The sequence below is a fragment of the Photobacterium pectinilyticum genome (assembly GCF_024357955.1).
Classification (GTDB): domain Bacteria; phylum Pseudomonadota; class Gammaproteobacteria; order Enterobacterales; family Vibrionaceae; genus Photobacterium; species Photobacterium pectinilyticum.
On the sequence record NZ_JANEYT010000056.1, the window covers coordinates 19,648 to 29,480 of the forward strand.

The 9,833-nt window shown below is 46.0% G+C and carries 8 protein-coding genes and 1 pseudogene; 6 read left to right on the forward strand and 3 right to left on the reverse strand.

Annotation, left to right across the window (positions count from 1 at the left end; genetic code table 11):
- Positions 1-90: 90 nt before the first annotated feature.
- Positions 91-729: a LysE family translocator gene (locus tag NHN17_RS18870; RefSeq protein ID WP_255044182.1), complete on the reverse strand. Its 639-nt coding sequence runs from the start codon at positions 727-729 to the stop codon at positions 91-93.
- A gap of 253 nt (positions 730-982) precedes the next feature.
- Here NHN17_RS18870 and NHN17_RS18875 point away from each other — a divergent pair, with 253 nt between their 5' ends.
- Positions 983-1,837, forward strand: coding sequence for a MaoC family dehydratase (locus NHN17_RS18875; protein WP_255044183.1), 855 nt, complete (start codon positions 983-985; stop codon positions 1,835-1,837).
- Positions 1,838-1,912: 75 nt separating this feature from the next.
- Complete coding sequence (locus tag NHN17_RS18880; RefSeq protein ID WP_255044191.1) at positions 1,913-2,308, forward strand: DUF2391 family protein; 396 nt, start codon at positions 1,913-1,915, stop codon at positions 2,306-2,308.
- A 60-nt stretch (positions 2,309-2,368) separates the two neighbouring features.
- Here the strand turns inward: NHN17_RS18880 and yccS are convergent, their stop codons facing one another.
- Positions 2,369-4,567 carry a YccS family putative transporter gene (yccS, locus tag NHN17_RS18885; RefSeq protein WP_255044184.1) on the reverse strand — a complete coding sequence of 733 codons (2,199 nt, stop codon included), beginning with the start codon at positions 4,565-4,567 and terminating at the stop codon, positions 2,369-2,371.
- 526 nt (positions 4,568-5,093) lie between these two features.
- Here yccS and helD point away from each other — a divergent pair.
- From helD to NHN17_RS18905, 4 genes are all read left to right on the forward strand, one after another.
- Positions 5,094-7,181 carry a DNA helicase IV gene (gene helD, locus NHN17_RS18890; RefSeq protein ID WP_255044185.1) on the forward strand — a complete coding sequence of 696 codons (2,088 nt, stop codon included), beginning with the start codon at positions 5,094-5,096 and terminating at the stop codon, positions 7,179-7,181.
- 239 nt (positions 7,182-7,420) lie between these two features.
- A complete protein-coding gene (locus NHN17_RS18895) occupies positions 7,421-7,807 on the forward strand; it encodes a hypothetical protein (protein WP_255044186.1) in 387 nt (128 codons plus the stop codon).
- Positions 7,808-8,172: 365 nt separating this feature from the next.
- Positions 8,173-8,463, forward strand: coding sequence for a YkgJ family cysteine cluster protein (locus NHN17_RS18900; protein WP_255044187.1), 291 nt, complete (start codon positions 8,173-8,175; stop codon positions 8,461-8,463).
- 112 nt (positions 8,464-8,575) lie between these two features.
- The gene (locus NHN17_RS18905) at positions 8,576-9,265 is read left to right on the forward strand and encodes a pseudouridine synthase (protein WP_255044188.1); all 690 of its coding nucleotides are present in this window, start codon (positions 8,576-8,578) and stop codon (positions 9,263-9,265) included.
- A 418-nt stretch (positions 9,266-9,683) separates the two neighbouring features.
- On the opposite strand, the pseudogene NHN17_RS18910 reads toward NHN17_RS18905, so the two are convergent.
- Positions 9,684-9,833: pseudogene (locus NHN17_RS18910) on the reverse strand (IS30 family transposase); the annotation flags it as partial.

Genomic DNA, 9,833 nt, shown 5'->3' on the forward strand with positions numbered 1-9,833 from the left:
CCAGATTGGTATTAATCAAAAAAGCGCCGAGTGGCGCTTTTTTATAATGGAATAGCACCCGTTATGATGCCTTGTCATATAAGCCGTAACTTAGACTGCTGGAACTTGAGATGCCAGCAGCCAGATTGCCAATACAAAGAAGATCAGGCCCATGAACTTGTGCTGGTTGGTACGGAACTTCTCATTTTTTAGTAGCGGCTGGCCTAGGCTACCGATCATGGTGACCAAGAACAGGTTGAACAGTAAGCCGAGTACATTAAGAAGTAGGCCAAGTACCAGCATCTGTTCTCCGGAAGTCGCTGTAACTTGAGTTGATACAAACTGCGGCAGGAACAAAACGAAGAAAATCAGCGCTTTTGGGTTGAGTAGGTTACTGATCACTGCGCGACGATAAAGGGTTTTGGCTACGCTGGTGCTTTGTTCAACTGTTGGCGCGTCAGAAGGGTTGGTACGCATACAGTCCCAGCCCATTTTCAATAGGTAGGCACCACCCAGTAGGCGAAGGACTTGTAGGGCAATAGGGTTCATGGCAATTAATGCCGAGACGCCCATGGCAGCTAGCAGAGTAAGGATCAGTCCTGAAGTTGCATTGCCCAAGCTGGCAAATACCCCTACTTTTTTACCGTAGCTCAGGCTGGAGCTGGCGATTAGCAGCATGTCTGGGCCTGGAATGAGCAGTAAGGCGATAACAGCGGTCAGATAAACAGGTAAAACGGATAGATCAATCATGGTACGTCGGCATTGGATTTACAAGGTGCTGGATTCTAGTTCTTTTTGTGGTCGATTTAAACGTGTTGGGCGTATTTTTTGGTGTGTTTATTTGTATTGTGGGTGTTTTGTTTGTTGTTTGTTCTATGGTTGTATCTCAAGTCACTATGCTTGATAGCGATGTAAACCAAAACCATTGTTGATTGTTGATACAAGTGTCATGCTATCTGTTGAGCAAATTAGCCTTGTTGCCTTGTATATAATGACAAAACATATGACTACTATTACCCTCCAGCAGAGCCAGCTTCCGTCATCAGTTTCACTGTTGGGGAAGGCGTTGCTGAAAAAGGGCAGAAAGCCCTTACCCCAGATAGCCGTTTCAATTAATGGTTTTGTGTTTGATAGCCAGCGCGTTAATCGCTATAACGCCAGTTGTGGCTTGCCTGATGGTGGTTTGCCGTTACCTTTCTTGTTTGTGGCGACCCAACCTGCTCAGTTGCTGTTGCTCACCCATCCAGACGTGTCGTTGAAGCTATTGGGTATGATCCACACTCATGTTAGTTTTCACCAACAAACACCACTGGAAATAGGTAAGCCGTATGACTTCAGGCTTGAAGTCGTAGCGTGTAGCCAAACCGAGAAGGGGATGGAATTTGAGCTGGAAGGGCGTTTCACTCTTGATGGGAGTTATCTGGCCAGTTATCGCAGCCGCTGTTTAGTGCGAGAGCGAGTGAGAAAACGGCAGTCAGCCCCTGAAGCTAATGACGTTGGAAGTAAAGATCTTGAAAGCTTGGACCTTGAAAGAGATGCGCCAACTTGGACAAGGCTTGATACCTTGCCATTGACACCGAAAATAGCCCGCAGCTATGCCGCTGTCTCTGGTGATTATAATCCCATTCACCTGTATTGGCTGACGGCCAAGCCCTTTGGCTTCAAGGCGCCGATCATCCACGGCATGTACTCGGTTGCCCGTTTGTTTGCTGCCATTGACTCCCCAGTCAGTGACGTGAAATTTACCTTTCGCCGTCCAACCTTTTTGCCCTCAACCGTGCAGTTGGAAGCTAGAGAGGGGGAGTTAAGACTGCTTAACCATGAAGGCAAGCCGTTGGTTGAGGCTCAGTACCGCTGATGGCGATACAACTAAATTCTCTTTTTCTGGCGTAATGAGCCATCATGATGTTGTACGTTAATGTTGCTGGATAACATCATGTTGAATTTTAATATGGAAGATGCAAGTCAGGTGTGTGTTGGCGCATTTGCCCTTGCGGTCCCAATCTCTTTTTCCGAGGAAGCATGGCGCTTAGGTGAAACGTTACCCACGTTAAACTTGGTGATGTTGTTCTGTTTAGCGGTATTTTTCCTCGGTATTTTTACGTACGAAAGCGTGTTTCAACGAAATATAAAGCATCGGCTTGGGGGGTTTATCTTCCGTATCGTGATTGCTTATATTATTACCGCGGTCGTTGTTTCTCTTATCTTATTGGCATTAGATAAATTACCGCTACTTTCAGACCCTCTGATCTCATTCAAGCGCATTATCGTTATCGCGATGCCCGCCTCGATGGGAGCGATCATTGTTGATAGCTTTGATAAAGAATAAGCATAAACGAGCAAGCTCCCCAAACCATACTTGGTTTTCAAGGGAGCTTGTCACATTGAGTTAAGCGGCTTCTTTGCTTTTAGTCTCAATATCTTCACCGGTCCTCGCTGCGAGTTTATTGGCAAGGGAATGGAGCTCAGGCAGCATGCGCTGAATAAGGTGCAGTTGCTGCAACACCATACGGGCCGATGTTGAATCTTCATCTCGCCATAACGATAGACGTTGATCCAGCTCGCTATCAGACCCTGGCGCTTGGGCGCAGTGGTTTCCTTCCAGTTGGGCTGCCAAGCAATCTAAATGCTGGTGGATTTGCCTGTGGGCCAGCGAAACCAAGTGATGGGTACTTTCATCTTCCAGTTGGATACGGTGGGCACCCAACGCTGAAATATAGCTCAGCATGGCATGGTTTAGCGTTAGGAAACGGAAGCTCTCATCGGTTGCCATGCGGTAGCGGCCTGGCTCCAGCAACATATTACTGATCGCCGAGCTAAGCTGGGCATCGGTGTTGTGGGCATCGCGGCGGGCAATACGGTAGCTCAAGCAGTCTCTTTTGCCGATACGGTACTGGCCAATAATTTGCGCTAGATAGTCACGGTTTTTCTCTACGGCAGTCGACATCACTTTGTGCAAACGGCGAGCCTGCCAATCCGGCAAGATAAAGCTGACGGCCAATACCGCCAGCAAACAGCCCAGTAGGGTGTCGCCAAGACGAGGCAAGATAACCGCAAACCCTTCGCCAAGCTGGTTAAAACAGAATAGTACCAGCAAGGTGATAAACATCGTCGCTATCCCATAATTGGCGGTACGGAAGGCAAAGAACATCACACCGGTAAATATCATCAGTACTAGCTGGCCCTCTTGTCCTGGGAACAGGAACAGTAACGGCATACCGATGAGCAAACCGGCAATGGTGCCGATAACACGTTGTTTCAGTCGCTGGCGTGTTGCACTGTAATTGGGCTGGCAGACGAATAAGGTTGTCAGCAAGATCCAATATCCCCGTTCGAGATCAAGCCCGAGAATGATCCCATAGCCAACCGTTAGGGCGATAGCCATCCGCAGCGCATGACGAAACAGCATTGAGCTAGGGTTTAGCTGAGCGCGGATACGTTGCCAACGCTCTTTCATGCTACGCGCTTCGGTATCCGACAGTTCGTTGTCGCGGGCGCTGTCGGTGGTCGACACATCCGGGTTGCTGACGTTTGAGAGCTGGCGCTCTACCGTCGCGAGGTTGCTAAATAGGTACTCCAGCTGGTTGATAAACACCCGGCGTTTGGGATTGTTCTGGCTCTTAAGGTAGAACAAGGACTCTTGCAGTTCATCCAGTGCTTTGACGCTATCAATGCCATGGCGGTAGGGTTTCCCCATTGCCAGGGCATGAGCGATTTCTCGACACGCTTTTGCTTGTTGCGCGAGAAGGCGCTGGAACCGGAATAGTACATCACTGCGTTGGAACTCTGCGGCCAAATCTTGGTAGCGGTAATGGGAGGAGCTGGCACGCTCGTGGATATCCTGCACCAAGAAGTAGATATTGAGGAACTTATTCCCGGTTTCATTCGGGTGGCCGCGGCGGGCACGGTGCAGCAGCGTCGCTTTGGCATCGTTGAGTGCACTAACCACTTTGGCATTCTTGGTCGCCGCTTGCAGGCGAAGCGGTTGCGGAACCAAATCGGCAACAGGATCGAAGAGCTGGCTTTTGCTATCAAGGTAACAGGCCAGTTCGTTAAACACTTTTGATAGGCTCTGCTGAACCGGTTGGTTCGGCCATATGATCTGCCAGCTTAGTGATAGTAGGCCATACCACGTTGCACCACCAAGCAGCAGCATGGGCTGATACCATAAATTCGTGCTTTGATCGGCACCCAGCATGGTGTAAACCGCCAATAACAGCGAAGCAAAAGCGATGCTGGCGTATCGGGCGCCCATTGACCCCAACATGATAAAACCAAAAGTGGAAGTAAATAGTCCAATGGCAAACAATGGTGGGTAAGGGAATAATATTTCGATAGAAAAAGAAGCGAGAAGGAAACAAAACAAGGTGGTGATTAATGCCTTGATCCGCCCAGTCAGGTTGTCATCGGTTTCAGCCAACGCAGAAGCAATGATACCGAGGACTAATGGTGTGACTTCTGACGTTGCTTGTAGGTACCAACAGGGGAGGGTTACCCCAACCAGGGCGATCAGTACGCGTATGCTGTAGTTTATTCGGTCGTTCGCCCAGTAACGATGCAAAGTCAATTGTAAGCGGCTATTTGTCATTGTTTTTATGGTCTTCCTAGTGAAGCGCTAAAGATAGCAAACTTCCGTAATCAAGCGGTATAAATCCTTATGAAATTCAATGTTTCTAGGCCGAACTGATCTTTTGCGCTTAAGTATTGTTCGCCAGGGGGACGCCTAGCTGAACCCTTTAGATTGCGTTTATTGGTAATGTTTTTTGGCAATGTTAATTGCGTTAGTGGTTTATCAAGTTACTCAATGACACATCAAAGCCTTTGTATTGTATAAAATACCAACAACTCACGGTGAAAATCATCTAAGAAGGTCAGTTTGACCATATTAATTAGCAGAAAATTTACGCATAAATTATTTTTGGACGCTATTGTATACCCAAGTGACTTTGAGTTGCATGAATCTTGGTGAGCTCCCACTGGGGGAGTGTGCTTGGGTAAAGTTATATAACTTGATACTCTAAGTCCAAGTCGTTTTTTCGTTATTAGGTTAGCTATATCTAATAATGTGCGCAAAAGTTAGCGTGAGTAGAAGTAAGTTGAGTGTTGGTGACAGAATGCGTTTAACAGCAGGGTGGCTGGCCCAATGGCTCGCCCAAGGTGATTATTGCAGTATCGCTCTTGGTGATAATTGTTTAGTACTTGATAGCCAGACAGAAACAGAAGAAATTCCCTTCGATGAATGGGATGGTGCCATAGAGGTTCATCGTGGTGTGATGTGGGGCAGTTTTGAATTGACCTCCGCTGATCAAGAGTATTGTTGGACAATATATGGCCTGCCGTGGCAGCAGTGTAAAGCATTTGCCAATATGTTGCTTGAAGCCTACCGTAACTGGGCGCAAGGCCGGGTAGAAAAGCTGGATAACATGCTACCGGAAATGCTGACCCGTATTGATGGCTATGCTGAAGCCGAAGGGTATCTGCGTGAATCCTCCCACCGCCAATTACACCGTTACCTAGAGAACTCATTAGCCTCAACCGGGTTAACCCGTGAGTTAGCGGCATCCTTCCGACCGTTGGCATTTGAGAAGGTTGAGCCATGGCTTGAAGGGAATGAAGAATGGGTGGAAGAGGCCAATAGCCAGTGGTTGGAAAAAGAAACCGAAAAGTGGTCATCATGGTTTGATAAGTTTGAATCTTCGCCGTTAAACTCAACTCAGCGTGAAGCGGTATTGATTAACCAGGATCATAACTTGGTACTTGCGGGGGCCGGTAGCGGTAAAACCAGCGTATTGGTTGCCCGTGCTGCTTATCTGATTGCCAATCAGCAAAGCCAGCCAGAAGAGATCCTGATGTTGGCCTTTGGCCGCAAAGCCGCCGAAGAAATGAGCGAGCGCTTGGCTGCCAAGGTCAGCGACCGTATCAAGGTTGCTACCTTCCATAGTTTGGGTACACAAATCATCAGAGCCGTTGAGAGCGAGATGCCAAGCGTCTCGCCGGTTACGTTAGATGAAAAAGCCCGTGCAGCATGGATTTCTAACGTATTGACTGAGCAATGGGAAACGGCCGCTTCAGCCAAACGTTGGCAGAAACACCTTACCCAATGGCGTATTCCTGGTTTTAAATCGGATAACTCGATGGAAAAGCAGGCCAAGAGTGAGCAATTGGCTGCTTGGGTGTGGCGTCATATTGAATTGATTGGCCAGCGCGGTGCGAACAAGTCCCAGTTGGTCGAGAGTATTGAACAGCACGAGAACGAATCGGCGCGTGCTCGGATGAAGAGTGAGCTGGAGTTGCTGTGGCCGTGTTACCGTGCCTATGAGCAGCACTTGAAGACCAGCAAACAGATTGACTTCAACACCATGATCCAGCGGGCGACAGAATACGTCAAAGAGGGCAAGTTCACCCCGTCTTGGAAGTTTGTCATGGTGGATGAATACCAAGATATCTCACCGCACCGGTTGGCGTTAATTGAAGCGCTTTGCCAAGCGGGTGACAAAGCGCACCGACCGACCTTGTTTGCTGTCGGTGACGACTGGCAGGCTATTTACCGCTTTGCCGGTGCCGATGTGAATCTGACCACCGGATTTGAGCAGCGATTTGGTGCCAGCCACATTACCGAGTTAGATACCACTTACCGCTTTAATAACATGATCGGTGAAGTGGCGAATGCCTTTATTCAGCAGAACCCTAACCAGCTGAAAAAAGAGCTCACCAGCTTCAAGAAGCAAAAGCGCAAAGCCGTGACCTTGCTGTGTCAGGATTTGATCGATCAAGAATTGGCGCAACTGGCGACACAACAAAAAGGCGACGTGACCACCTTGCTATTGGGGCGCAATAACAACCAGCGACCTGAAAAGCTCAAGCAATGGCAGGAGAAGTGGCCGCATCTTGGTCTGAACTTCATGACCTGCCATGCCAGTAAAGGTCGCGAAGCCGACTTTGTGTTTATCTTGGATGTGAACCGCGGTGTGTTTCCGGCACCAGACCGTGACACCGGATTGGCGGCCTGCCTGCAAGCCCGTGGCGAAAGCTTCACCGACGCCGAAGAGCGCCGGTTGTTCTACGTTGCAATCACCCGTGCGAAGAAACACGTATGGGTTTGCGCCGAGCCAGAGAAGCCATCAACGTTCGTCAATGAGCTGATTGATGATGGTTATCCGGTAATGAATAAAATAAAGCGAGTGAAGACGAAGCAGAAGTAATATTTCTTTCATTTTCTGCCACTCCCTAATAAGCGAGTCAGTGACTGTTAGCTGGCTCGCTTTTTTGTCGCTAGCGTTCGATTTTAACCTGCAAGACTGATCAAATATTTATGTCGGTTGTATAATTGAGAGGAACATCAAATATCGCAAATGATGAATGTGATATTAACAATTGTAATGAAGCACGATTCTTTCTATCAATTTGTTTTGTGAAAAGTTGTTTGGTGAATGGAGGTAAGATGATATCAACGGATGATTTTGAAATTAGCAATACTACGTTTCGATACAGGCGAGATGAATTTCCTTTATCGAAAATAAAAAACGCCAGACTTAAATCAAATACAATGAAAGATCACAGCTTAAAACTGTTTTTAATGGGTGCTATTGTTTCAAGCATTGTATGGGTAATTTTCCCTGAAGGCTTTGGGAGATTTATGGCACCGATTGCATTTGTCCTAGGTGTTATTATGACTATCTTCACTATTAAAAAGTATGAGCTACAGGTTGAGTTCGAGCATAATGATGAGACTGGTGTTCAATGGGTGTCGGTAGCGGGTTCAAGTAAGGCTGAGTCAAAAACCATATTTGAAAAACAGGTTGATGCTGTCAAGCAGGCTATCATCTAATAAATAAGCGAAGACAGTGCGTTTACTTCAGTAGGTTACCGAGACTGATTCCGTTGCGGCGTTGGCGCTCTCCTCGTTAAGGCCCTTCCTTAGCCTTCTTCATGAAAAGCGTGACATAGTTAGACGCTATTATTCTGGTGTATGACCACGTTATTGGCCTAGTGAAAATCACCTTATTATAATGGTCTGTGCCTTGAAGGTATGAAGTAAAACAAATGAAAATCAATGATATAAACTTCAAACGACTAAGTTTGATGAGGGGAATGTGTATCCGTTATGGCTTACAAGCAAGTGTTTTCAAGAAATTGAGGATAGTTTTGGTCGATTTGAGGTAAAATGTACAATTGACCAAATTGTAGTTACTCATGAATATACCGATTAAAAGCTCTTCCCCCTCAGAGGTCTTGTGTTCAAACTGTAAAGCATGTTGCTGCCGTCTTGAGGTCATGATTATTTCAGATACAGGCGTTCCAGAAGAGTTTATCTTACGCGACCAGTACGGTGGCGAGACGATGAAGCGTTTGGATGATGGCTGGTGTGCTGCTTTAGATAGAGAAACACTCATGTGCACAATATACGAGAATCGGCCTTGGATATGTCGCGAGTTTGAAATGGGCTCTTATGAGTGCATCGATGAGCGAGTGAAATATTTATAAAACAGCCCTTCGCCGTGAATAATGAACAGTCTCCTATTTCCTGTGAATGATTGATAATTAGCAGTAAGAAAGGATAATGGGCGACCGTTCCTCACTCTGAGAAATACCTGTAATGCGCCTTGATAAGTTTGTTTGTAAAAGTACTGAGTTAACAAAAGCCGAAGCCGTCAAACGAATCAATTCGGGTGAGGTTGATGTTAATGGCATGGTTGTAACAGATGAAGCCACTCAGGTTCATGAAAATAATACGGTATTGTTAAATGACGTGAAGTTAAAAGCGCGCGATTTTCGATATATCCTCATGCATAAACCTGCGGGCACGATTTGCTCTAATATTGATGAGTTTTACCCTTCTTTATTCAATCATTTAAACGTTGATAATATTTCCGAGCTCCACATAGCCGGCCGTTTAGATGCAGACACTACGGGTATGGTATTGATCACCGATGATGGACGCTGGTCATTTAATATCACTACGCCAACGAAAGAGTGCAGTAAGGTTTATCGTGTCGGTTTGTCTCGTGCGATTGCAGACGATGTGGTGTTGAAGTTTAAAGCTGGCATCCAGTTACAAGGTGAGAAACAATTGACACGCCCTGCGGCTTTAGAAATTCTTAGTGCCAAAGAGGTTCTTTTAACGATTACCGAAGGTAAATTTCATCAGGTAAAACGGATGTTTTCTGCTGTTGGTAACCGAGTGGTTTCCCTTCACCGAGAAGCTATTGGAGATGTTCGCGTTGATGTTGAGGTTGGACAGTGGCGCTATTTAACCGACAGTGAAGTGCAGTCATTTGTTAAGTAATTGAATTATAAAATGCCTAAGAATAATGAAAATATATACCTAAGCTACTGGTTCAGCGAAAATTTATAAGCTTGTAGACATGGCATTGTTTTGAAGATCGTGTGATCCTAAATCAAGAAAAAATATTGTGTTTTAATTTCTAATGAACATTCATCACGTGTCCACAGAAGAACTATTATATTCAGTAGCTTATTAAGGGTAATTTTTGATGTCTAATTTTTAATACTTATTAGTTAATACCGAAGTAGTAATAATGGAGTTACTACGTGTTTTATCGCTATTGGTTGGTAAGTTAAATTAACCGATTGTAATTGTAGTAATATATAGATGTTGTCTCAAAAATAGGATGCTTGTTTATCCTTATCTTTTGCATGTTTATTGCCCCGAATTCAACTCCGAAGTGCGACACCCTCTAATATCAAGCAGCCATAGCCATCGTTTTAAAGACGACAGATGGCTGCTTGAACCCTAAACACTTTTTCGGTCGGTTGTTTATCCTTGATTGGGCAAGTTCGATATCTTCATCAGTGACCGTTCTCAAGTCCGTACCTTTTTTCACATATTGCCG

Coding starts and splice junctions, on each gene's coding strand:
- NHN17_RS18875 (WP_255044183.1), top strand. CDS start 983: ATGACTACTATTACCCTCCAGCAGAGCCAGCTTCCGTCATCAGTTTCA.
- NHN17_RS18905 (WP_255044188.1), top strand. CDS start 8,576: ATGCGCCTTGATAAGTTTGTTTGTAAAAGTACTGAGTTAACAAAAGCC.
- NHN17_RS18895 (WP_255044186.1), top strand. CDS start 7,421: ATGATATCAACGGATGATTTTGAAATTAGCAATACTACGTTTCGATAC.
- helD (WP_255044185.1), top strand. CDS start 5,094: ATGCGTTTAACAGCAGGGTGGCTGGCCCAATGGCTCGCCCAAGGTGAT.
- NHN17_RS18870 (WP_255044182.1), bottom strand. CDS start 729: ATGATTGATCTATCCGTTTTACCTGTTTATCTGACCGCTGTTATCGCC.
- yccS (WP_255044184.1), bottom strand. CDS start 4,567: ATGACAAATAGCCGCTTACAATTGACTTTGCATCGTTACTGGGCGAAC.
- NHN17_RS18900 (WP_255044187.1), top strand. CDS start 8,173: ATGAATATACCGATTAAAAGCTCTTCCCCCTCAGAGGTCTTGTGTTCA.